The organism is Tardiphaga sp. (genome assembly GCF_028290785.1).
GTDB lineage: Bacteria > Pseudomonadota > Alphaproteobacteria > Rhizobiales > Xanthobacteraceae > Tardiphaga.
This window is the reverse complement of record NZ_JAQGJD010000105.1, coordinates 1-24,081: the sequence shown is the minus strand read 5'-3', so window position 1 is coordinate 24,081 and position 24,081 is coordinate 1. Positions and strand designations below refer to the sequence as shown.

The following is a 24,081-nucleotide window of genomic DNA, read 5'->3' as shown; positions in this document are numbered from 1 at the left end:
CGTTGACGCGGCTGCGCAACCGCGCCGAGGAGGCGCTGGCGCGCTCCGGCAGCGAGGCCGAGTACCGCGCGGCGCTGGAGGGCACCATCGAGGAATCCGACGGGCTGATCCGCACCTTCAACGCGCTGCTGATGATCGCGCGCGCGGAATCCGGCCAGGCGCGGGGCAACATGGATGATTTCGATGTCGCCGAAGTGGCGGAAGGCATCCACGAATTGTACGAGCCACTCGCCGAAGACAGCGGCCTGACGCTGCAGGTCCAGGCGACGCCGGCGCGGTTGCACGGCAACCGCGAACTGGTCAGCCAAGCGCTGGCAAATCTGGTGGAGAACGCGATCAAATATGGTCGGCCGGCCACGGCGCAGCCGCTCGGTGCCGATGCAGTGCCGATGGCCGGCGAGGGAGGGAATATCCTGATCGAGGCTCGGCGCGATGGCGACCAGGTGCTGCTGAGCGTCACCGACCATGGCCCGGGCATTCCCGAGGCCGACCGCAAGCATGCGGTGGAGCGGTTCGTGCGGCTGGAAGCGAGCCGCACCCAGCCCGGTTCGGGCCTCGGCCTCAGCCTCGCTTCCGCGGTGGCGACGTTGCACGGCGGCGAATTGAGGCTTGGCGACAGCAAGCCCGGCCTGCGTGCGACACTGGTGCTGCCGGCGGTAGCCGGTGAGGGCCTTGCGGCCCAATCGCTGGCTGTGCCACAGAAGTCGGCATGATCTCATCCGGTATCGGCGACGCGGAGCAGTTCCGTCTGGCCGCGCAATTTGTCAGTGCGCCGCAATCGTTTGCGCCCGCCGAAGCCGAGCAGCGCCTTGCCGAATGGCTCCAGGAGCTTGAGCCGGACCACGCCACCGCATTTCGTTCGCTCGCCGACCAATTCCCGCACGCCCAAGCGATCCTGCTCGGCCTCGGCGAAGCCTCGCCCTATCTGTTCGATCTGATCCGCGCCGATCCCGAGCGCGCGCTGCGGCTGTTTCGCTGCGATCCGGAAGCGCACCTCGCCGCGCTGATCGCGCAGACCGCGCTCGCCGTAGCGGCCTCCGGTGACGATGCCGACGTGATGCGGCTGCTGCGCCGGACCAAGGCCGAGGCGGCGCTGCTGATCGCCCTGTGTGACATCGGCGGGGTCTGGCCGGTGATGCGGGTGACGCAGGGGCTGACCGACCTGGCCGTCATGTCGGTGCAGGCGACGCTGCGCTATCTGCTGCGGCAGGAAGCCGCGCGCGGCCGGCTGCAGCCGCGCGACCCGGAAGCCCCCGAGGAAGGCAGCGGGCTGATTATCCTCGCCATGGGCAAGATGGGCGCCGGCGAGCTGAACTATTCCAGCGACATCGACCTGATCGTGTTTTACGACCTTGACGCCCACGCGCTGGCGGAAGGCGTCGAGCCGCAGTCCGTGTTCGTGCGGGTCGCGCAGGGGCTGTCGCGGTTGCTGCAGCAGCGCACCGGCGACGGCTACGTGTTCCGCGTCGACCTGCGGCTGCGGCCGGATCCGGCCTCGACGCCGGTGGCGATCTCCACTGCCTCGGCGCTGCATTATTACGCGCGCGAGGGCCGCACCTGGGAACGCGCCGCGATGATCAAGGCGCGCGCCTGCGCCGGCGATGCGCGTGCCGGCGAAACGCTGCTGGCGGAGATCGCGCCGTTTGTCTGGCGCAAGCATCTCGACTTCGCGGCACTCGCCGATGTGCACGACATGAAGCGGCAGATGCAGACCTTTCGCGGCCAGAGCGAGGTCGCCGTCGAGGGCCACAACGTCAAGGTCGGGCGCGGCGGCATCCGCGAGATCGAGTTCTTCGCCCAGACCCAGCAGCTGATCGCCGGCGGCCGGCATCCCGAGCTTCGGGTGAAGCCCACACTGGAAGCGCTGAACATTCTCGCCGCCAGCAACTGGATCACTTTTGCGGCGCGCGACGAACTCACCGCCGCCTACGAATTCCTGCGCCGCGTCGAACACCGGTTGCAGATGATGGCCGACGAGCAGACCCACACGCTGCCCGATACGGTCGCGGCGATGGAGCGCTTCGCGTGCTTCCTCGGCTATGCCAGCCGCGCCGACTTTGCGCGCGATCTGCTGGCGCATCTCACCATCGTGCAGGGGCATTACGGCCGGCTGTTCGAGGGCGATCCCGCGGGCGACATGCAGCTACCCGATGTGGATTACAGCGTCGGGCCCACCGAGCCGCGGCTGCTCGAACATCTCGTCCGGCTCGGCTTCAGGAAGCCGGTCATGGTGGCGGAGACGCTGGCGCACTGGTTGGCCGGCGAGTACCGCGTGCTTCGGATCGAGACCACGCGGCAGGCCTTCGTCGAATTCGTGCCCGCGCTGATCGCGGGCCTCGCGCAGGCCGAAGAGCCCGACAACGCGGTGATCGCGTTCGATCGTTTCCTGCAGGCCCTGCAGCGCGGCGGGCGGCTGATCTCGCTGCTGAGCCAGAACCGCGAGCTGGTGGCGCTGGTCGCGCTGGTGCTGGGCGCCGCGCCGCGGCTCGGCGACATGCTGGCGCGGCAGCCGCAGATCATGGACGGGCTGATCGATCCGCGCTTCTTCGGCGCCATGCCCGACCAGCGCGAACTGTCGCTGCGGCTGGCGGCGACGCTGCAGGACGCCAATTCCTACGAGGAATTTCTCGATCGTCTCAGGCTGTTCGGGCAGGAGAGCCTGTTCCTGATCGGCACCCGGATTCTGTCTGGCACCGTGACGGCACCGCAGGCGAGCCTCGCCTTCGCCGACGTCGCCGAAGGCATCGCGCATACGCTGCACGGGCTGGTGGTCGATCAGTTCGCCAGCCAGCACGGCCGCATCAAGGGCCAGCAGACCGCGATCCTGGCGATGGGCAAGCTCGGCAGCCGCGAGATGACGGCGTCGTCCGATCTCGACCTGATCCTGATCTACGATTTCGACGCCGAGGAGCCGGACTCAGATGGCGCGCGCCCGTTGCATGGCTCGCAATATTTCGCGCGGCTGACGCAGCGGCTGATCAGCGCGTTCCGGATCCGCACCAATTACGGCGTGCTGTACGACGTCGACATGCGGCTGCGGCCGTCCGGCGGCGCCGGACCGCTGGCGTCGCGGATCGACGCCTTTGCGGAGTATCAGCAGCACGAGGCCTGGACCTGGGAGCACATGGCGCTGACCAAGGCGCGGGTGATCTCAGCGCCGCCGGCGTTTCGCGACAAGATCGAGGGCGTCATGCGCGAGGTGCTGACGCGGCCGCGCGACCAAGGGGTGATCGCCAGCGACGTCGCCGAGATGCGCCGCGCCATCGCCGAGGAAAAGGGCGAGGCCGATATCTGGGATCTGAAGCACGCCGCCGGCGGCATGGTCGATATCGAATTCATCGCGCAATATCTGCAACTCGTTCACGCCGCGGCAACGCCCGAAATCCTCAACGTCAGCACCCAGCAGGTGCTGGAGAATGCGGCGCGGCTCGGCCTGCTGTCGCCGGCGGACGCCGACGTGCTGCGCCCGGCGGCGCGGCTGTATCACGACCTCACGCAAATCCTGCGACTCTGCGTCAGCAGCAAGTTCAAGCCGGAAACCGCCGGCGCCGACCTGCTGCGCATGATGACCCGCGCCGGCGACGCGCCGGACTTCTCCGCGCTGCAGGCGCGGGTGCGGGAAACCCAAAGCGAGGTGCGGCAGGTGTTCCGCACCGTGGTCGAAGGTCAGCAGTAGCCCACAGGGACGTCACGCTGTTTGCCGATCCGAGTTGCATTCGGGATCAAGCGCATCGATCGGCGTGAACTACTGGATTTGCTCTAAAACTCCGCGTCATTGTGACCGCACCCTGGCTCTCGTCGGCGTGTGGCAAGGTCGCTAAGAGAGGCATTCAACTTGCCCAGGGTGGAATCGATATGGAGATCCGAGACTTTCGCACCGTCGGTGCTGTATTCGCTTTGCTGGCTGCAGGCATTGCGGCACCATTGCACGCGCAGGACGTTGCCATTGTCGAGCATTCGTTGCCCGGCGAAGGGCAGCGCCCGCAGGCCATCGTCGTCGGATCGGACGGAAACCTGTGGGTCACCGAAGTCCTGAAGCATCAGATCTTTCGAGTCACGCCCGCCGGCGAGATGACGGCCTTCGCCGTCCCTGGCGAAGCGGTAGGCGTTTTGCAGGGCATCACTTCGGGGCCGGACGGGCATCTCTGGTTTACCTCGCGCGAGGAAAACGCCATTCGCCGCGTGTCCACCAAGGGTGAGTTCAACGGCAGCTTTGCGATTCCGTCGCTGGCCACAGTGCCGACCAAGCTCAATAAGGGCTCATGGCCGCGTGGCATCACGGTCGGCCCGGACGGACATATCTGGTTCACCGAAATGGCAGCGAACAAGATTGGCCGGGTGACGCCGACGGGTTCGTTCACCGAATTCGAGATCCCGACCGCGAACGCGCAGGCCTATGGCATCGTCACGGGCCCCGATCAAAATCTCTGGTTCACCGAAAGCGGCACCGGAAAAATCGGGCGTTTCGACGTGACAACAAAACAGATCACCGAATTCCCGCTGAGCCATGCGGAGTCGCGCCCGCGCGACATCACGGTAGGCCCGGACGGGCATCTGTGGTTTTCGATGAACGGATCCGATCACATCGGCCGTATCTCCACGCGCGGCGAGATCACGGAATTCGCGCTGCCGGCAGACACCAAGCCGATCGGTATCGCCGCAGGCGTCGATGGCAATATCTGGTTCACCGCCTTCAAGTCGAACAAGATCGGCCGCATAACGCCCGCAGGCGTTGTCTCGCTGTTCGATCTGAAGACGGCCAATGCACAGCCGTTCGGCATGACGCGCGGACCGAACGGCGTGGTGTGGTTCACCTCGCAGGCGAATCAGGTCGGACAGGTCAGCACCGCGGCCAAACGCCTGGAGTAAGCGACGCGTCTACGCGTCGTGCGCGCATCGTCGCGGCACGATGCGCAGAATTAAGCTCAACTCGGACCAGCTCATAACAACAGCCGATATCAAATCGCGCTGTGCGGAACCGCGTGTTGCAAATGATGCCATGTCGACAGATCAGCGTGCGGAGTTAGACGTCCTCTAAGCCCCACCGCATTGTGACCGCACCATATCTTGCTGTAGGCCACCTCATGTTGTCGACAGAAGTCGGCGGGGAATTTGGGGCGACCGAGTCAATGACGCGTTCAACTACACTTCACAAGACGATCCTTCTGGCTGCATCGAGCGCGATTGCATGGACGCTCGATGCAAGCGGTGCGGCCGTTGCGCAGACGTCGCAAGTGTTGCCGCCCGTTCAGGTTGATGCACCGACGCCGCGCGCGGTACGTCGTGTCGTGCCGCGCCGAAATGTCGCAGTTGTGCCGCGGGCAGCGTTGCGACTGGTCGAACGCCGCACACCGACGACGCCGGCGACCGGCATGATCGGCTCGTTGCCGGCGTCTTATGCAGGAGGGCAGGTGGCATCCGGCGCTCAGGTCGGTCTGCTCGGCAATCGCAGCGTGATGGATACGCCGTTCAACCAGACCAGCTATACGGCGCAGACGATTCAGGATCAGCAGGCACGCAAGCTCGATGACGTGTTCGCCAACGATCCCTCCGTACGTGTCACTGTGCCGCGCCTTTCCGGCTTCGATTCCTTGAACATTCGCGGCTTCAGCGTGTCCAGCACGGCGTACGGGCTGAATGGACTATACGGGATAGCGTCGGCGTTCTCGCTCTCGTCGCTTTCAGCCATCGAACGCGTGGAAGTACTGAAGGGGCCGTCAGCGCTGCTCAATGGCATGCCGCCTGGCGGCGGCGGCGTTGGCGGCAGCGTCAATCTGGTGACCAAGCGGGCGGGCGACGTGCCGTTTGCGCAGATCACCAATACGTATGCATCGCAGTCGCAGTTCGGCACGCATATCGATGTCGGGCAGCGGTTCGGCGAGTTCAAGGAGTTCGGCGTTCGTTTCAACGGAAGCTACAAGGACGGCGCTACGGAACTCGCCGATCAGAGCCAGGAAGTCGGCAACGCGTTTGTCGGACTGGATTATCGCGGCGATCGCGTGCGCCTCTCTGCCGATATCGGCTACGAAAATAACGACGCCACCGCGATGACGCGCTTCGTCGATCTTGGCAATCTCACGGCACTTCCGGCGGCGCCGGACGCGCGCGCGAACTACATGCCGAACTGGGGATTCTGGAATTCGGAGTCGCGCTACGCGCTCGTCCAGGGTGAAGTGGATATCACCGAAAATCTAACGGCCTATGCTCAGGCGGGCATCGGTACCAGCAACACGCGGTATCTCTACTCCGATATCCGGATGGACCGTCTGAACGGCGACTTCAATGGGACGCCCAGGCGGAACAACCAGAAGCACGAGCGGACGGCAGCCCAGGCCGGTTTCCGTGCGAATGTCGACACGGGGCCGGTCAATCACTCCATCAATTTCAACGGGGCGACAGCGGAAGCCGAGACAGGGATTCTCAACGTTTCGGGAGCGCTGTTCAGGTCGAATCTGTACAATCCGCGTCAAAGTCCCTTCCCGAACGTGGACGTCGGCGCGCCTCGCAAGACTTCCGGCACGGACCAGTCCAGTTTCGGCGTTGCCGACACAATGTCGGTCTTGAACGGACGTATCCAGCTCACCGTCGGTGTGCGGCATCAATATGTGGAGTCGGAATCGTTCGCCATGGGCACGGGAACGAGGACCGGCGGTTATGATACGTCGGCGACGACACCGGCTTACGCGCTGGTGGTCAAGCCGCTGGAGAGCGTGTCCGTCTATGCTAACTACATCGAGGCGCTGGAAACGGGCACGGTCGTCGGCGAGACTTTCGCCAATGCCGGACAGGTTCTGCCGCCCTACCGGTCGAAGCAGCATGAGGTGGGCGTCAAGATCGACTGGGGGCGGATCACGACCACTGTGAGCGCCTTCGACATCATGCGCCCGTTTCAGATCGTCGATCGTCCGACCAATACCGTGTCGCAGGGAGGCGAAAGCCGGAATCGCGGCATTGAGATCAACGCGTTCGGCGAAATAACCGAGGGGCTGCGCCTGCTCGGCGGCGTCATGTTCATCGATGCACGACAGGAGAAGACGGAAAGAGGGACATATGATGGTTTGCGCACCTTCAATGTTCCGGATACGCAGTTCAATTTGGGCGGCGAATGGGACGTGCCGTTCCTGCGCGGGCTGACGATGACCGGTCGCGCGGTCCATACGGGCGAATATTTTACGGATCAGGCGAACAAGGTCTCCGGCGCGAGCTGGACACGTTATGACGCGGGCGCGCGCTATAAGTTTGCCTCACCCTGGAGCAGCAAGCCTGTGGTGGTCCGATTTTCGGTCGAGAATCTGCTCGACAGCAACTACTGGCAAGCCGCGACCAATGATGGATACGTGATCCTCGGTGCGCCTCGAACCTATCTCGTATCGACGACGTTCACCTTCTAACCATGGTGAAGCCGATCACACAGCGAGACAGCGTCCAGTTGCCCACGACCGACCGCAAGTCACAGTGGTGGTTCATCGTCCTGCGATTGGTTGTCGTGATCGGCGGCGGCTATGTGGCGTCGTCGGCGCTGGTGGCCGGTCTCGCCAGGGTCCTGCCGTGGCTCGGCCTTGTCCGTATTGACGGGGTAGTCCTGGCGTCGATGCTGGGCTTCGTCATCTATCTCGCGGTGCTGATCCTCGGCTTTGCACGACAACGCCTGCTGCGCACCGCCGTCGATCTGCTGGTGATTGCGGGGCTCGGGCTGATGCTTGCGGCATTGACGGGGGCCTGAGATGGAGCAGGGCTTTCGCGCATCCATGGGCTGGCTGCATACCTGGGCGGGTGTGGTGGTCGGTGCCATGCTGTTTGCTATCTTCTGGATGGGCACGCTGGCGGTGTTCGATCGCGAGATCGATCGCTGGATGGCGCCGATGACGCGGATTGCATTGCCCGACCGTCCGCGCTCGTTCGATGAGCTTCGCGCAACCTATGACACGGCGGTGGCGCTGCGGTCGCCGACCTGGACGGTGCTGCAGGCGACCGAGCGTCAGCCCTACATCCGCGTCGCCTATCGTGACAAGACCGGCGTCGTGAACCGTTCCTTCGATCCGGCGACCGGCGCGGTGCTGCCGGAGCCAGGCACCTGGGCCGGCAGCCGCTTTCTGTATCCGTATCACTATGGGCTGCACCTGAAGATCTGGAACATCGGTGAATGGATCGTGGGCTTTGCCGGCATGGCCATGCTGGTGCTGTGTGTGTCCGGCGTGGTCATTCACCGCAAGATCTTCGTCGATTTCTTCACTTTGCGTGCGCGGCAGAAATCGCAGCGCGCGGTGCTCGACCTGCATACGGTATCGGGCGTGCTCGGCCTGCCGTTCAATATCGCGATCACGCTGTCCGGCCTGATCATTTTCTTCGCCGTGTATTTTCCGAGCGGATGGCAGGCCGTCTATCCCGACAAGCAGGCGTTCAATGCCGATGGCGGCAGCGCCTATGCGCGACCCAAGGCCAACAAACCGGGCAGCCTCGGGTCGCTGGATGCGATGGCCGGGGAGGCCCGCCGGCTGTGGGACGGCGTCGAACCGCGGGCCATCCTGGTCCGGCATCCCGGCGATGCGGCTGGTTTCGTGACGGTGTTTCAATCCATCGAAGAGCGGATCGTCAGGCACGCGGCGTCGATCACCTTCGACGCCGCGACGGGGGCGGTGCTGCATCGGAGCGACGCGCTTCGCCCGGTGGCGGTTGCGCAACGCTTCCTGACCGGCCTGCACCGGATCCAGTTCAGGCACTGGACGCTGCGCTTTATGTATTTCGCGCTCGGCCTGCTCGGATGTGCACTGATCATGACCGGATTTCTGTTCTGGCTCGAGAAGCGACGCAAGCGGCATGCGGCGGAAGGGCTGCACGGCGTCCGGCTGGTGCACGGGCTGGTGGTCGGCGCGACCGCAGGCATCGTCATGGCCACGGCGGGGTTCATGGTGATCAACCGGCTGCTGCCGCTCGGCGTTACGTTGGCGGGTTACGAACGGCATGAGCTGGAGATCTGGACGTTTCATCTGGTGTGGATCGCCGCGTTCGCCCATGCGTGGATGCGTCCCCGCATGGCCTGGGTCGAGCAATGCCGGGCGATCGCGGCGCTGGCGCTGGCGGCAATGGTGTTGAACGGACTGACGACAGGCGATCACCCGCTGCGCAGTCTGGCACATGCGCATCTGTGGCCGGTGGCCGGCGTCGATGTGGCGCTGTTACTGCTGGCCGCCGCTGCGTGGGCCGCAAGCCGCTGGCTGGCTGCGTCCAGGCGACGTTCGGCAGCGGCCGTTGCGGCGCTGAAGGAGGCAGGCAGCCATGCGTGAGATGGTGCTGTTGGCGATGATCTTCGCGGCCGAATATCTTGGCTGTGGTTGCCTGGCGCTGGGACAGTCGCGTCACTGGCAGGCTGTCACCGGCACGCATGCCTGCCCGCCGGCGACGCAGGCGCTGCTCAGGATCGGCGGCGGGCTGCTGCTTGCGGCGGGGCTCATGCTGGCGGTGGTGCGGGACGGGCTCGACTACGGCGCGCTGGTCTGGGTGACCAGCGTGAGCGTTGCGGCCATCGCCGTGGTCGCCACGCTGAGCTGGCCACCCCGGTGGCTGCGGCCGATGACCCGCGTGGCCGTCAGAAAGCGCGGATAGAGCAGGGTCGCCCGGGGGCGTTACGCCGCCTGCGAAACCCTTGCCGGCTTCCTGGTGCCCTGGCGGGGCAGCGAGATGCAGACCACGGTGCCGGTGCCGAGCTTGGAGCGCAGCCGCATCGAGCCGCCGTGCAGGCTGGTCAGCGACTTGGCGATGGCGAGGCCGAGGCCGGAGCCGTGATAGGTCTTGGTGAGCTGGCTCTCGACCTGCTCGAACGGCCGGCCTAGCCGCTGTAGCGAATCCGGCGCGATGCCGATGCCGCTGTCGGCGATCATCAGCACCACGGAATCCCGCAGCACGCGGCTGCGCACGGTGATGCGGCCGCCGTCCGGCGTGAACTTGACCGCGTTGGACAAAAGGTTGACGAGGATCTGCTTGATGGCGCGACGGTCGGCGACCACGGGCGTCTCGCCCTCGATGTCGGCAGACAACGTCAGGTTCTTGTCGTCGGCGCGGCCCGACACCACCCGCAGCGATTCTGCCAGCGTCTGCGCGAGATCGAGCGGCTCGAGGTCGAGCTTCATGCGGCCGGCCTCGATCTTCGACATGTCGAGGATGTCGTTAATGACTTCGAGCAGGTAGTGCCCGCTGGTCAGGATGTCGGTGCAGTATTCCTGGTATTTGTCCGAGCCCAGCGTGCCGAACATGCCGCTGCCCATGATCTCGGAGAAGCCGATGATGGCGTTGAGCGGCGTGCGCAGTTCGTGGCTCATATTGGCCAGGAACTTCGACTTGGTCTGGTTGGCTTCCTCGGCGCGGTTTTTCTCGTCGGAATATTTCTGCGCGAGGTCGGCGAGTTCGAGCGCCTGCTGCTCCAGCGCGGTCTGCGAATGCTTGAGGTCGATCACGGTGGCGCGCAGGCGGAGGTCGTTATCGACCAGCTTCTGCTCGTGCTCCTTGATGCGGGTGATGTCGGTGCCGACCGAGACGTAGCCGCCGTCCTTGGTGCGGCGCTCGGAGATGTGCAGCCAGCTACCGTCCTCGATCTGGGCCTCGAAGGTGCGGGCGCCGGGCGCATGCGCGCTGGATTCCGCCAGTCGCGTGCGAACCTCCGGCATGGAACCTACTTCGAGCACGGTCTCGTAGGAGGTGCCGGGCGAGACCGCGGTGTCGGGCAGCTTGTGCAGGCGCTGGAAGTGCGAGTTGCACAGCACCAGCCGGTCCTCGGCGTCCCACAGCACGAAGGCTTCGGGGATCGTCTCGATGGCGTCGCGTAGCCGCACGTCGGCCTCCACGGTACGCTCGGCGAGGCTCTTCTGTTCGGTGATATCGACGGCGATGCCGATCAGATGCTCGCCGCCATCACCCTGGCCCTGACTAAGCTCGCAGCGCAGCTGCAGCCAGATCCAGTGGCCGTTCGCATGCTGCATGCGAAACGTCTGGTCGATGTGGTCGAGCCTGGCGGAGATCAACTGATCGGCGATCTCGAACAGATTGATGTCGTCGGATTTCACCAGCGCGTTGACCTCGCCGAAAGTCAGCAGATCGCTGCGGCTGTCCAGCCCCAACATGGTGAACATCGACTGCGACCAGAAGATCCGGCCGCGCGACAGGTCCCAGTCCCACAACCCGCAGCGGCCGCGGTTCAGCGCGGTGTCGATGCGGCCGCGCACGGCGTCGTTGATGGCGTCGCCCTCGCGGGCGCGGGTCGATTGCCAGTGGAAGGCGAAGCCGAGGATCAGCACCACGAAGCTTGTGGTGGCGGACAACGTGATCGACAGCGCCGAATCGGAACGCCAGATCGCCTCGTTGTTTTCCTGGATGAGAACGAGCTGGCCGGGCAGCGTCTTGACGATGCGCTGGGTCGCCAGCGCGTGGCTGCCGTCGGGCAGCGTGAGTTCGACCACCTCGACGCGCTGGCTCGGCGCGCTGATCGACTGCGTGGCACTGAGCACGTCGAGGATGCGGCGGCGGTCGCCGAGCGGAACGTCGACAGGCACGCGGGCGAGGATGCTCTGGTCGGCGCCGAGGATGATGACGTGGCGGCCGGCGGCAATGCCCCAGGATGGAATCAGTCCCGGCAGCAGGCTCTGCAGTCGTTCGACGGAGGCGGCGCGGTCCTGCCGGATCGGACCGACGCGCTCAAGTCGTTCTGCGAGCAGATCGGCGAGTGCCGCGAGATCGCGCTTGGTGGCGTTCTGTTTTTGCCGGCTCTGGTCGAGCACCTGGACGACGGCGCCGAAGAAGATGGTGATGAGGAAGGCGATGATCAGGGTAGGGACGGCGCGACGAAGCGCTGGCTCCGCAATCAGCAATCGATGGTAGGCCGGTTTTGCGATCGACTGCGCCAATCCCTTGATCGAATCGGATTGAACGCACGCGCTCGCCGCGTGTGAACGCGCCATACCATTAGCCCCCTCGAAATGTCCGCTTACACGTCATCGAAAAGACCGCCCCCGCCGCTTCGAATCGCAACTTGATATGAATCCACTTTGCCCGGGCTGTCGAGAGTCAACGAAACGTTAACGTGAAATAAATTCTATCCAGAAGAATTTTTTGCGCGAATGACGCGCGAAGTTGAGTCCGAAACAGGAACGCAGTGTGTTGCGTTCAATCGTGTCCCGAAAGCGGTGCGGCGCGCAGTGCTGCCAGATGGCGGCGCAGTGCACGGCGTCCGGGGAACGAATGCCGTGGCCGCTCCAGACGCCGAAGCTATCGCGAGCACACGCCCTACCGCGTCACCGCGATCTTGCCGAGGTGCGTGTTGGCTTACCCGGTCACCACGGAACCCGATCGGCGATCAGCAGCGCGATGCTGGAGAGCAGGCCCGCGAACGGCACCCACAGCGCGCAGGTGAACGCGCCTGCCGGCGCTGGATCGTTGCGAAGCTTGATCCTGATCAGTGCAACATTGACGATGGCGAAGATCACCAGCGTCAGGCGGGATGTCAGGTCGGCGAGGCCGACCAGGGGGACGGTCAGAGCAAGGATCAGGATCGCGAATACGCCGATCGCCGTCGCCACAATAGGCGTACGGGTCACCGGATGGAGCCGTTTGAGAAATCTCGGAAGGTGGCCCTGGTCGGCCAATCCATAGAGCACCCGCCCGATCATGATCACGTGAACGATGATGCCGTTCAGCGTCGCCACGATGGCGACCGCGCTCATTGTCACCAGCGGAAAGCCTGTGAGGCGCTCGAACACCAGCGCGAGCGGTGCCGGGGAACGGGCGAGCTCGGCCGGTGGAACGGCAATCACCGCGATCCAGACGATCAGGCCATAGATCAACGCGGTAAGGCCGAGCGTGAGGAACAGGGCGCGCGGCAGGGTGCGGCTCGGCTGCTTCATCTCTTCGGCGACGTTGACCAGATGCTCGAAGCCGATAAAGGCGAACACCGCGATCAGCGAGGTGCCGGCCACGCCGGCCCAGGCAGCGGTATCGTGGGCCGCCGGCCACATCTCGGGAAGTCGTGAGATCACTTCGGGGCCGCGCGTCATGCCGGCCATGACGATCACCAACAGTCCGCCCACTTCAACCACCGTCATGATGCCGGCGAAGGACACCGAGTGCACCGTGGCGAGACAGCCCACGGCGCCCATCGCGAGCACGACGCCCGCGATGATCCAGGCGGCCGGTACCGGCACGAAGACGGCAATGTAGCCGGCGCTGCCGGCGCTGATGGTGGCGGCCGACACCATCGCCGCCGACACCACCAGCAGCCCTACAGCCAGGCTGAACCAGTTGCGATGAAAGGCCGACTCGACATAGGCCGCCTCGCTGGCGCTCACCGACATGCGCGTCCCCAGCTCGGCAAAGGTTGCGGCGGTAAAGGACATCACGAGGGCGGCACCGAAGAAGGCCAGCGGCGCGTGCATGCCGCTGCGCCCCGCGGCCACGCCGACAAGCACATAGATGCCAGCGCCGATGGTGACGCCGAGGCCGTACAGAACGGCATGCGTCAATGTCAGCGATCGCAGGAGATGCGGTGGATTCGCCGCGGCATCGACAGGCTGTACCGTCATGTCGAACTTTCCGTACGCGTCGATGTCACCGTCGCCATGGCGCGGCGTCGCCTACATGCACTCACTCATTTGCCCGGCAGCATGCGGAGCAGGGTGCGGTCGCCCAGAACCCAGTGATGCAGCAACGCCGCCGCCGCATGCAGAACGGCCATCGCCATCAGCGTATGGGCGAGCAGTTCGTGAATTTCCTTCAAAGTGCGCGCGAATCCCCGATCGGCCACCCATGGTGACGCCACCTGAAACAGGCCGAAGATCGGCAGGCCGTTGCCGCGCGCAAACTGAACACTGATTCCGACGAGCGGTACAACGATGAGCAGGGTGTACAGGCCTATGTGCGTGAGCCGGGACGCCAGCAGCAGCCAGCGCGACAGCGCGGTGCCATCGGCATCCGCATGCGGCGGCGAATCGACGCCGCGCCACGCGAGACGCATGGCCGTCAACAGGACGACCAGCAGACCGGCGCTGATATGAACAAACAGGCCTGCGGCTTGCGCCGGCTTGCCCGGCAATGCATCGCCCAAAATCCCGAGCAGCCACGCGACGACCACCAGCAGAACCGTTGCCCAGTGCAGCGCTCGCGCGATGGCGCCGTAGCGCATGGATGAGCTGAAGATGTCCATAGAGCCTGTCTCATGTTATCCGGCTTGATCGCCGTCGCGTCACCAGCGCCAGCCCTTGCGGGCGGGACCGAGCGCTTCCAGCCGCGCCTTTTGCTGGTCGTCGAGCGATGCGTAGAAAAGCTCATAGCTCGGCCGGATCAGCGTCACGGCTTCGGTGAGGCCCTCCAGGCGCCGTTCCATCAGGTCGAGCTGACCGATGGTGGTGGGAACGCCGTCGTTGCCGCAGGCCGCCGCGATCGACTGTCGTGCGCGCGCGGAAGCCTCCGCCAGTTGGCGCAACAGCACGGCCTGGCTTTCAGTGGGTTTCAGCAGGCGCGTCACCCATCCGATCTGCCATTCGTAGAGACCGATCGAGAGGGGGGCGCAAAGCCGCTTGGCGCCGCCGGGGCCCATCGTTCCCAGTCCCCGGAGAGAACCGGGAATGAGGACGGTCTGCGCGTGGGACGCCGACGTGACCAGCAGCGACAGAACGATGATCGCCAGCGCGCGACTTAAATGTGTCATGACGATCTCCGGTTCAGAGACGCTGCAGTCTCTGCAAGATATCCCTAGCATGGCGGCGTCCCCATCAATTGATTCATGTCAACGTGGGTCGGCGAAGACGTCGTCAGTGTTATTCCATTGCGGATCGCAAGCTCGATGAGGTCGGCGTTGCAAGTTCGTATCTCGCGGAGCGGCCAGCCCGTCCGCTGCGCGTCGAACCCGTGTCAGAAAAGGTCATCCATGAGCCGGCTTCACACCGAGAACCATCTGGTCTCCCGCATTGGCTGGCTGCGCGCCGCCGTGCTCGGTGCCAATGACGGTATTATCTCGACGGCGAGTCTGATCGTCGGCGTGGCTTCGGCGAATGCGGCTCAAAGCGAGGTGCTGCTCACCGGCGTGGCCGGACTGGTCGCGGGCGCGATGTCGATGGCGGCCGGTGAATATGTCTCGGTCAGTTCCCAGTCGGATACTGAAAAGGCCGACCTTGCGCGTGAAAGTCTGGAGCTCGCCACGGATCCCGCGTTCGAACGGGAAGAACTGGCGCAGGTCTACATCCAGCGGGGCGTCGAGCCCGGTCTGGCCCGCGACGTGGCGACCCAGTTGATGAACAAGGATGCGCTGGGCGCGCATGCGCGGGACGAACTCGGAATCTCCGAAATCACTACCGCGCGTCCGGTTCAGGCCGCGCTGGCATCGGCTGCGACTTTTACCATCGGTGCTGCGGCGCCGCTTCTGCTGGTGCTGGTCGCGCCGGCGCCCTATCTGGTTGCGATCGTCTCGGCAGGCGCGTTGCTGTTCCTGTGCCTGCTCGGTGCCGTCGGCGCCAAGGCGGGAGGCGCAGGCCTGCTGCGCCCGACGCTCCGCGTGGCCTTCTGGGGCGCCTTCGCGATGGGCCTGACCGCCGCCATTGGCGCGGTCTTCGGCAAGGTCGTCTAGGACGCGGTGCGCACCGGGTGAGATGCGACCTCGCCTGATCCGCTCTACAGCGTCACCACGATCTTGCCGAGATGCGCGTTGGCTTCCATGCGATCGAACGCGGCGCCGATCTCGGCGAACGGATACACTCTGTCGATCGGCAGTTTGAGTTTTCCGGATTCCACGGCGGGCCAGATGTCGGCGCGCACCGCGCTGAAGATGTCGCGGATTTCCTGCACCGAGCGGGTGCGGAAGGTGACGCCGATATAATGGATGCGGCGCGCGGCGTGCAGATCGAAATTGAAGTCGCCATGGCTGCCGCCGAGTCGCCCGACATTGACGATGCGGCCCAGCACTTTGGTCGCCTTGAGGTTCTGGTTGGCGACCGGGCCGGAGATCTGGTCGACGATCAGATCGACGCCTTCGCCATTGGTGGCCTTCAGCACCTGATCGACCCAGCCGGGGTCCTTCGAATCGATGGCGAGGTCCGCACCGAATTCATGCAGCCGGCCGCGCCGCATGGTGTCGGTAGAGGAGCCGATCACGGTCTTGGCGCCCTTTAGCTTCGCGATCTGCAGCGCCATCAGGCCGACGCCGGAGGAGGCGCCCTGGATCAGCACCGATTGCCCGGCCTGCAATGCGCCGTTGGTGACCACCGCATTGTGCATGGTGGCGAGCGCGACGGGCAGGGTGGCGGCTTCCTCAAAGCTCATGTTGGAATTGGCGGGGATGCGGAACAGCCGGCCGTGGTCGGCCAGGGTGTATTCGGCAAACGCCGCGGCGCCGGAGCCCATCACGCGATCACCGACCTCGACGCCCTTCGCGTCGGGCCCAAGCTCGGCGACTTCGCCCGCCCATTCCATGCCCAGCACGGTGCCGGCGCCGCCGGCGCTGCCGTGGACGTGACCCTGGGTCATGCCGAGGTCGGCGCGGTTCAGGCCGTTGGCGCGAACGCGGACAAGAACTTGCGTGCCGGTAGGGGTTGGCTTCGCGACGTCGGTAATCGCAGCGCCATCGGCGCCGTAAACGAAGGCTTTCATCAGTACGGTCTCATTCTTTCAAAGGTTATTCGCAAAGTTTATTCGGCGGCCTGGCGCTGGGCGCCTGACAGCATGGATTCCAGTCGCGAACGGATGATGGCTTCGGCGTCGCGCATGATGCGCGAGACCAGTTCCCCGCAGCTCGGGATATCATGGATCAGGCCCTGCACCTGGCCGGCCGACCAGATGCCGTCTTCGGCGTCGCCGGTGGAGTAGACCAGCTTGCCGCGGGAGCCGGCGACCAGTTCGCGGACCTGCTCGAAGGTCGCGCCTTCCTTCTCCATTGCCACCACCTGCTGGCTGATCGCGTTCTTCGCGACGCGCGAGGTGTTGCGCATGGTGCGGAAGATCAGATCGGTCTCGCGCTCGTCATTGGCGACGATGCGCTCCTTCACGAGCTGGTGGATCGGGCTCTCCTTGGTGCACATGAAGCGGGTGCCCATGTTGATGCCCTCGGCGCCCAGCGCCAATGCGGCGACGAGGCCACGACCATCGCCAAAACCGCCGGAGGCGATCATCGGAATCTTGATCTTGTCGGCGGCGGCGGGGATCAGGATCAGGCCCGGCGTGTCGTCCTCGCCGGGATGGCCGGCGCATTCGAAGCCGTCGATCGAGATCGCATCGACACCCATGCGCTCGGCCGAAAGGCCATGGCGCACGCTGGTGCATTTGTGGATCACCTTGATGCCGTGCTTCTTGAATTCGGTGACGTGTTCCTGCGGCTTGTTGCCGGCGGTCTCGACGACCTTGATGCCGCTCTCGATGATCGCGGCGCGGTATTCCGCGTAAGGCGGCGGCTTGATCGACGGCAGGATGGTCAGGTTCACGCCGAACGGCTTGTCGGTGAGGTCGCGGCAGCGCGCGATTTCCTTCGTGAGGTCTTCCGGGGTCGGCTGGGTCAGCGCGGTGATCAGGCCGAGCGCACCGGCATTGGCGACGGCGGCGACCAACTCGGCGCGGCCGACCCACTGCATGCCGCCCTGCACGATGGGGTGCTCGACGCCGACCAGTTCGGTGAAGCGGGTCTTGATCATGAATGGTCCTCTCGACGTTTCCCCGGCGCAACCGCGGTGCGCCCGATGCGATCGTTTCGATCTTCGGGCGGGAGGATGCCGACCCATGGGCCGATTGTCCATCGGGCACGGGACCGGGTGCCATGCGGAAATGGCGGCCCGCGCGGGGGCCGCAGGCGATCCAGGCCGGCTAATTCCTATTGATGGAATTCGTTGTGCAATTCGCCAATGCCATCGATGGCGATGGTCACGGTGTTGATGCTTTCTTTCATGACGCCTACGCCGACCGAGGTGCCGCAGCAGATCAGGTCGCCGGGCAGCAGCGTCATGTCGTGCGAGATCAGGCTGACGAGCTGTTGCGGGCTGAAGATCATGTCGGCCACCGGGTAGTTCTGTCGCTCGGCGCCATTCAGGATGGTGCGCACGTGCAGCGCGCCGGCATCGAGGCCGGTCGTGATCGCCGGCCCGAACGGGCCAAAGCCGTCGAAGCTCTTGGCACGCGTCCATTGTGCGAAGGTGGCATCGCGGTTGAGGATGTCGGCGGCGGTGATGTCGTTGACGCAGGTGTAACCGAAGATGCAGCCATCGGCCTGATCCGGCGAGATGGCCGCGCAGGTCTTGCCGATCACGATGCCGAGTTCGCCCTCATAAACGACCTTGCCGTCATAAGACGGCGGCTTGCGCACGGCGGCCCCCGGCGCGGCGATGCTGGAGGTGGCCTTGAGAAAGTAGAGCGGCTCTTTCGGCTCCGGCGAATTCAGCTTGGCGGCGAGGGCGTGAAAATTATTCCACAGCGCCACCATCTTCGACGGCACGCAGGGCGCCAGCAGTTCCACGTCCGCCAGCTTCAGATACTGGCCGGTCGGTTTTGCGGAACCGAACATGTCGCCATGGTGGACGGCGATCTCACCTTCGTCGAGCGTGCCGAAACAGGTGTGATCGTGATGGCGGAAGCGTACCCAGGCGGTCATGATCGCGCTCCCTCATGTTTTTTATTTGGTAAGATATGAGGCGCGGAAATCGCGGGTGTCAATAAAGTCCCGCGATTCTGGCGCGCTGCACCACCAGTGCCAGGACCGAGTCGATGGCCGGCGTCGGGACGCCGGCGAGGCGGCCCATCTCCTGCACCACGGTGACCAGCGGGTCGATCTCCATCGGGCGGCCGCGCTCGAGGTCCTGCAGCATCGATGTCTTGTGCGCGCCGACCTTTCGCGCGCCCTCGATGCGCCGCTCGACATCGACGCGGAAATTGACGCCGAAGGTCTCGGCGATGGCCTGGGCTTCCAGCATCATCGCCTTGGCCAGCGCGCGCGTCGCCGGATCGGTGCAGATCACGTCGAGGGTGGCGTGGGTGAGGGCGCTGATCGGGTTGAAGCAGACATTGCCCCACAGCTTCAGCCAGATCTCGTCGCGGATGCGATCCAGCACCGGCGCCTGCAGCCCGGCCTTGACGAACATCGCGGCGAGATTTTCGACGTCTGGCGTCGTCTCTCCAGAAGGCTCGCCGAGCGGGAAGTTGTTGCCGTAGACGTGACGGATGACGCCGGGCGCCTCGAGCTCGGTCGCGGGATAGACGATGCAGCCGATGGCGCGTTCGGCGCCGAGCTCGCGCCATTGCCGGCCGCCGGGATCGACGCTTTCCAGCGCGGTGCCCTCGAACGCGTTGCCGTGTCTGTAGAAGTACCAGTAGGGAATGCCGTTGACCGCGGTGACGATGCGGGTATGCGCGCCGAGCAGCGGCAGCATCTGTTCGATCACGCCGGTGATCGAATGCGCCTTCAGGCAGATGATGATGAAATCCTGCGCGCCGAGTTCCGCCGGCGTATCGGTGCAGCGCGGCTGGATCACGCGCTGCTCGTCGCCGATCAGCAGGGTGAGCCCGTTGGCCCGCATCGCGGCGAGATGAGCGCCGCGCGCCACCAGGCTGACGTCCGCACCGGCTTGCGCCAGTTGCACGCCGAGATAGCCGCCGATCGCGCCAGCGCCGTAGATACAGATTTTCATCGCAATGCCCCACAGCAAGCGTCATAAAATTCCGTCGCGAGCCGTTTCCCGACGATAGGACTACGCAAAAACGGATACGCTTGCTGGAAGCGACGCGTCAGGCGACAGCGGCGTGCGCGGTTTCGATTCCGCCATGCTCGAGTGCCGTGCTGATGTCCCTGATGCTGACGACGCCGATCAACGTGTAGTCGTCGATCACCGGGACATGGCGGATGTGGTTCTTGTTCATGAGATGACGGACATGCTCGAGCGTATCGGTGGAGCGACAGGAAATCAGCTGCTGCACGGATATCAGGTTTGAGACCTTGAGGTTGAGGCCGGCGGCGCCATGCTCCGCCACGGCGCGCACCACGTCGCGTTCCGAAAACATGCCGACCGCGGTGTTGCCTTCGGTGCGGCAGACGTCCTTGACCACCAGCGCGCTGATATTGCCCGCGCGCAGCAGTTGCGCGGCGATGGCGACGGTTTCGTTCATGCGGACCGTGGCGATGCGGGTGCTCTTCTTGCGCAGAATGTCTCCGACGTTCATGGCAGCCTCCTTGGCGTTGGCGTTTTGAGATCGTCTATGACTCGAATACTGGTATACGTTATGCCAACTGTCAATCGGGAATGACGCGGTGCTGCAACGATAAAAGTCGTTGAATGTCAGCAATACTTACGTTTCTATAGTTCGCGACTGTCTTCCGGCAACGGAGAGCCGGGCCGTTGAGTTGCATCAGGCATTTTGTATGCCAATTATATCGACGCTAGAAAGGGCGCGCTTGCATGCGCGCCCTTCAATCGTCTGGATCGTTTTCTGGAGTCAGGCGATCCTGGCGTTCCGCGCGGCGGCTTCGCTGGCCTGGGTGTCGCTTCCGAGAATGAAGGCGCGACGCATCGGCTTGATCACGAACAAGGCCAGCAGCGCGGCAGTGGCGTTGAGTGCGACGATCAGGATGAAGACGGCCTGCCATCCGTAGCTGGCCGCTATCAAACTGGCCAAGGGTACCAGTAGCGCGGCGGTGCCTTTGGCGGTGTACAGCATGCCGTTGTTCGTCGTGGCGAACTTGGCGCCGAACGTATCGCCGCAGGTGGCGGGAAACAGGCTGTAGATTTCGCCGAACACGCCGAAGTACACCGCGGTCGCCAGCACGAACACGATCGGAATGTGGCCATAGGCCGACAGCGTCAGCAGCATCAGCGCCGCCGTGCCGAACGCGATGAACATCGTGTGCTCGCGGCCAATGGTGTCGGACACCCAGCCGAAGAACGGGCGGCCGAAGCCGTCGAAGATGCGATCGAGCGAGATCGCGAAGGTCAGCGCCGCCATCTGGAAGCCGAGCAGGCTGACCGGGGTATTGGCAATGCCGAAGTCCTTGGCGATCGGCGCGATCTGCGCCGCCGTCATCAGGCCGCCCGCTGCGACCATCACGAACACCAGATACATGATCCAGAAGATCGGCGTGCGCAGCACCTGCGGCGGCGTGAAGTCGATCTTGGTCTGCGGCAGGTTCAGTTGCTTGCGGCGAACCGGCAAGGCATGCAGCGGCTTGCGCATGAAGAAAGCGAGAATGAAGACGATCACGCCCTGGCCGATGCCGAAGGTGAGGAACGCCTGCTGGTAGCCGCTCTCGGCGATCATGTGGGCGATCGGCACCACCGTAATCGCCGCGCCTGCGCCGAAGCCCGCCGCCGTCGCGCCGGCGGCGAGGCCGCGGCGGTCGGGAAACCACTTCAGGGCGTTGCCGACGCAGGTCCCGTAGACGCAGCCGGCGCCAATGCCGCCGACGATGGCGCCGGCATAAAGCAGCACCAGGGAATCCGCGTAGGAGTTCAGTATCCACGCCAGGGTGATCATCACGCCGCCGAACATGATCACGACGCGCGGGCCGTATTTATCGACGAACCAGGCCTCGACCGGGACCAGCCAGGTTTCGACGACGACAAATAGTGTAAACGCGAGCTGGATCGAGGCGCGGCCCCAGTGATACTTCGCGTCGATCGGATCGACGAACAGCGTCCAGCCATATTGCAGGTTGGCGATCATCGCCATGCAGACGATGCCCATCGCCAGTTGGATCCAGCGAAAGCCGCCAGACGGTGCCGTGTCCACGGCAGGCGCGGTTGTGCTTGCAGTCATGCTTCCTCCGATGCGCGCTTTTTCTGTGACGTAGTGCCGCAGTAGTTGTGGCGTATTGTCGCAAGCGCTGCTTCAGCGGAGACTGGTATATTATATTCCAAGATGCAAGCTGATCTTGGCGGTAAACGTCAAAACTGGGCGCGGGTATGCAGTTCGCATTGCGCTGCAGCATGGGCGGCGGTGCCCTGATATAGTCCGGTCACGCAGCCCGTAATTGAATGGCTACCCGAGCCACTATCCTGTCTCCAATGACAGACGCGCCCGGCCTTGCGGCCGGGCGCGTCTGTTGTGTGCGTCGATGAAACTTACGCGAGCGCCTTGGCGACCACGCTCTTCCGCCACGGCTTGAGTACGAGGATCGCCAGCAGCGAGGCCAGGATATTGGCGCCGGCCGCGATCAGGAACACGCTGTCCCATGTTCCCGACGACTGCTGCATGTAGTTCGCAACCGGGACCAGCAGCGCCGCGGTGCCCTTCGCGGTGTACAGCAGGCCGGCGTTGGTGGTCGCGAACTTCGAGCCGAACGTATCGGTGCAGGTCGATGGGAATAGCGAGTAGATCTCACCCCAGGCGAAGAACACGAAGCCTGAGAGCAGTACGAACCACAAGGGATCGTGGCCCCACATATACAGCGCCCAGATTCCCACCCCTTCCATGCCGAAGGCGATGAACATCGTATTCTCGCGGCCGATCATGTCGGAGATCCAGCCGAAGAACGGACGCGTCAGGCCGTTCAGCACGCGATCGATGGTGGCGGCAAAGGTCACCGCGGTCATGGTCATCGCCATCAGCGTGACCGGCACGTTGTCGATCTTCCAGTCGGCGGCGATCGGCTTCAGGTTGGCCGTCACCATCAGGCCACCGGCGCCGACGATCACGAACATGAAGTACATCAGCCAGAAGATCGGATGGCGAATGACTTCGGTCGGGGCGTAGTTGCGACGGGTCTGGATCACGTTGGCGTTCTGCGTCACGGCGGGCACCTGACCCGCCTTGGGGGAAAACAGGAAGAACGACAGGATGACGATGATGAGGCCCTGACCGAGACCGAAGTATAGGAAGGTGGTCTGGAAGCCCGAGCCGGCAATCATCGCCTGGATCGGCGCCACGGTGAGTGCGGAGCCGGCGCCGAATCCGGCGGCGGTGATGCCGGCGGCGAGGCCGCGCTTGTCAGGGAACCACTTCAGCGCATTGCCGACGCAGGTGCCGTAGACGCCACCGGCGCCGATGCCCGCGACGATCATGCCGAGATAGAAGCCGTTGAGCGTTTCGGCCTGTGCGTTGATGGCCCAGCCGATGCCGCAAAGGATGCCGCCGATCAGCACCACGAGGCGCGGGCCGTATTTGTCGACGAACCAGCCTTCGATCGGCACAAGCCAGGTCTCGAACAGCACGAACAGGGTGAAGGCCCACTGGATGGAGGCGCGGTCCCAGCCGAATTTCTTCTGGATATCGGGGACGAAGAACGTCCAGCCATATTGGTAGTTGGCAATCATCACCATGGCGCCGACGCCGATGGCTAATTGGGTCCAGCGGTAGGCATCGCTGACCCGCGCAGCGGCTGGCGCCGCTCCATGAACTGCATCCGTCATAGGTTTCTCCCGCGGCGCGCTTCTGTTTAAACTGAGCGCTACCTTCGATGCAGTTTGGTATGTGATATGCCAGACAGCAAGCGCTTATAACTTTAAAACCCCGACCGCGCTAAAATGTCGCAGATGTTGCGTGACAGTGGCAGCTTATGGAAACAAAAAATGGCCCCGGAAAACCGGGGCCAAAGTTTGGGAGGAAATCAGGTAAGCCGCCGAACCAGCGGATGTATCCGAGATTGCAGATCAGAGCCCGAAATAGGGCAGGTCGCCGTTGCGCGCCGAGATGCGGGCGCTGGTCATCAGCAGGCGGTCGATCGAGACCATCAAGCGGCCGAAAAAGCTGGAGGACGGTGCGAGGCCGAGCGAAGCGGTCTTGGACATGGTGAAACCTCAGGTGGAGCGCGACGGGCGCTGCGTGATCATCTGAAGCCAATGTACGTATACCAGATGCCACAGACAATTCACTTGTTTGCATAGCAGCAAAGAAGTTTTTGCAGTGCAATATCGGGCGATTTGGTTTTCTTATTGAAGTTCCCAAGCCAAAGGCCGCAGAGCGGGCTCGGCGGCCTTGGTCGAGACGCCTATGGCTGAGTTCGTCTTGGCCGGGCTAAAGCGCGAAGCGCGGCTTCGCCAGATGTCCCGGCCACCCACGATGTTGTTCGAGAACGTGGATGCCCGGCACAAGGCCGGGCATGACGAACTCGGTGCCTCAGCCTAATGGTGCTGACTGCCT

Annotated in this window: 20 protein-coding genes; 8 read left to right on the top strand and 12 right to left on the bottom strand. The window is 64.2% G+C overall.

Annotation, left to right across the window (positions count from 1 at the left end; translation table 11 throughout):
* The 7 genes from JWR89_RS05695 to JWR89_RS05665 form a co-directional block, all read left to right on the top strand.
* The coding region (locus JWR89_RS05695; RefSeq protein ID WP_299712862.1) for an ATP-binding protein at positions 1-713 on the top strand (713 nt) is incomplete at its 5' end.
* Entirely contained in the window at positions 710-3,676 is a 2,967-nt protein-coding gene (locus JWR89_RS05690) for a bifunctional [glutamine synthetase] adenylyltransferase/[glutamine synthetase]-adenylyl-L-tyrosine phosphorylase (RefSeq protein WP_299712859.1), read from the top strand. The genes JWR89_RS05695 and JWR89_RS05690, both read left to right, overlap by 4 nt.
* Before the next feature lie 179 nt (positions 3,677-3,855).
* Entirely contained in the window at positions 3,856-4,869 is a 1,014-nt protein-coding gene (locus JWR89_RS05685) for a hypothetical protein (RefSeq protein ID WP_299712856.1), read from the top strand.
* A 215-nt stretch (positions 4,870-5,084) separates the two neighbouring features.
* Complete coding sequence (locus JWR89_RS05680) at positions 5,085-7,391, top strand: TonB-dependent siderophore receptor (protein ID WP_299712853.1); 2,307 nt, start codon at positions 5,085-5,087, stop codon at positions 7,389-7,391.
* A gap of 38 nt (positions 7,392-7,429) precedes the next feature.
* Positions 7,430-7,723 carry a hypothetical protein gene (locus JWR89_RS05675; RefSeq protein WP_299712850.1) on the top strand — a complete coding sequence of 98 codons (294 nt, stop codon included), beginning with the start codon at positions 7,430-7,432 and terminating at the stop codon, positions 7,721-7,723.
* 1 nt (position 7,724) lies between these two features.
* The gene (locus JWR89_RS05670) at positions 7,725-9,284 is read left to right on the top strand and encodes a PepSY-associated TM helix domain-containing protein (RefSeq protein WP_299712848.1); all 1,560 of its coding nucleotides are present in this window, start codon (positions 7,725-7,727) and stop codon (positions 9,282-9,284) included.
* On the top strand, positions 9,277-9,603 hold the full coding sequence (locus JWR89_RS05665; RefSeq protein ID WP_299712845.1) for a DUF3325 family protein: 327 nt from the start codon (positions 9,277-9,279) through the stop codon (positions 9,601-9,603). Before JWR89_RS05670 ends, JWR89_RS05665 begins: the two co-directional genes overlap by 8 nt.
* Positions 9,604-9,623: 20 nt before the next feature.
* Here the strand turns inward: JWR89_RS05665 and JWR89_RS05660 are convergent, their stop codons facing one another.
* The 4 genes from JWR89_RS05660 to JWR89_RS05645 all read right to left on the bottom strand — a co-directional run bounded on the left by JWR89_RS05660 (position 9,624) and on the right by JWR89_RS05645 (position 14,689).
* The gene (locus JWR89_RS05660) at positions 9,624-11,948 is read right to left on the bottom strand and encodes an ATP-binding protein (protein ID WP_299712842.1); all 2,325 of its coding nucleotides are present in this window, start codon (positions 11,946-11,948) and stop codon (positions 9,624-9,626) included.
* 372 nt (positions 11,949-12,320) lie between these two features.
* A complete protein-coding gene (locus JWR89_RS05655) occupies positions 12,321-13,565 on the bottom strand; it encodes an APC family permease (protein ID WP_299712839.1) in 1,245 nt (414 codons plus the stop codon).
* 65 nt (positions 13,566-13,630) lie between these two features.
* Positions 13,631-14,185, bottom strand: coding sequence for a cytochrome b/b6 domain-containing protein (locus tag JWR89_RS05650; RefSeq protein WP_299712836.1), 555 nt, complete (start codon positions 14,183-14,185; stop codon positions 13,631-13,633).
* A 39-nt stretch (positions 14,186-14,224) separates the two neighbouring features.
* Complete coding sequence (locus JWR89_RS05645; RefSeq protein ID WP_299712833.1) at positions 14,225-14,689, bottom strand: Spy/CpxP family protein refolding chaperone; 465 nt, start codon at positions 14,687-14,689, stop codon at positions 14,225-14,227.
* Between the two features lie 219 nt (positions 14,690-14,908).
* On the opposite strand from JWR89_RS05645, the gene JWR89_RS05640 reads away from it, so the two are divergent.
* Complete coding sequence (locus tag JWR89_RS05640; RefSeq protein ID WP_299712830.1) at positions 14,909-15,604, top strand: VIT family protein; 696 nt, start codon at positions 14,909-14,911, stop codon at positions 15,602-15,604.
* A gap of 44 nt (positions 15,605-15,648) precedes the next feature.
* Here the strand turns inward: JWR89_RS05640 and JWR89_RS05635 are convergent, their stop codons facing one another.
* The 8 genes from JWR89_RS05635 to JWR89_RS05600 all read right to left on the bottom strand — a co-directional run bounded on the left by JWR89_RS05635 (position 15,649) and on the right by JWR89_RS05600 (position 23,729).
* Positions 15,649-16,623, bottom strand: coding sequence for a zinc-binding dehydrogenase (locus JWR89_RS05635; RefSeq protein WP_299712827.1), 975 nt, complete (start codon positions 16,621-16,623; stop codon positions 15,649-15,651).
* A gap of 38 nt (positions 16,624-16,661) precedes the next feature.
* Positions 16,662-17,657 carry a nitronate monooxygenase family protein gene (locus tag JWR89_RS05630; RefSeq protein ID WP_299712824.1) on the bottom strand — a complete coding sequence of 332 codons (996 nt, stop codon included), beginning with the start codon at positions 17,655-17,657 and terminating at the stop codon, positions 16,662-16,664.
* A 176-nt stretch (positions 17,658-17,833) separates the two neighbouring features.
* Positions 17,834-18,607 carry a fumarylacetoacetate hydrolase family protein gene (locus tag JWR89_RS05625; protein WP_299712821.1) on the bottom strand — a complete coding sequence of 258 codons (774 nt, stop codon included), beginning with the start codon at positions 18,605-18,607 and terminating at the stop codon, positions 17,834-17,836.
* A gap of 58 nt (positions 18,608-18,665) precedes the next feature.
* Positions 18,666-19,640 (bottom strand): 2-dehydropantoate 2-reductase, encoded by a 975-nt coding sequence (locus JWR89_RS05620; protein WP_299712818.1) that lies wholly within the window; start codon positions 19,638-19,640, stop codon positions 18,666-18,668.
* Positions 19,641-19,737: 97 nt separating this feature from the next.
* Positions 19,738-20,169, bottom strand: a complete 432-nt coding sequence (locus JWR89_RS05615; RefSeq protein WP_299712815.1) for a CBS domain-containing protein — start codon at positions 20,167-20,169, stop codon at positions 19,738-19,740.
* 273 nt (positions 20,170-20,442) lie between these two features.
* On the bottom strand, positions 20,443-21,759 hold the full coding sequence (gene oxlT / locus JWR89_RS05610; RefSeq protein WP_299712812.1) for an oxalate/formate MFS antiporter: 1,317 nt from the start codon (positions 21,757-21,759) through the stop codon (positions 20,443-20,445).
* 305 nt (positions 21,760-22,064) lie between these two features.
* Positions 22,065-23,351: an oxalate/formate MFS antiporter gene (gene oxlT / locus JWR89_RS05605; protein ID WP_299712810.1), complete on the bottom strand. Its 1,287-nt coding sequence runs from the start codon at positions 23,349-23,351 to the stop codon at positions 22,065-22,067.
* Positions 23,352-23,591: 240 nt separating this feature from the next.
* Positions 23,592-23,729 (bottom strand): hypothetical protein, encoded by a 138-nt coding sequence (locus JWR89_RS05600; RefSeq protein WP_299712808.1) that lies wholly within the window; start codon positions 23,727-23,729, stop codon positions 23,592-23,594.
* Positions 23,730-24,081 lie beyond the last annotated feature (352 nt).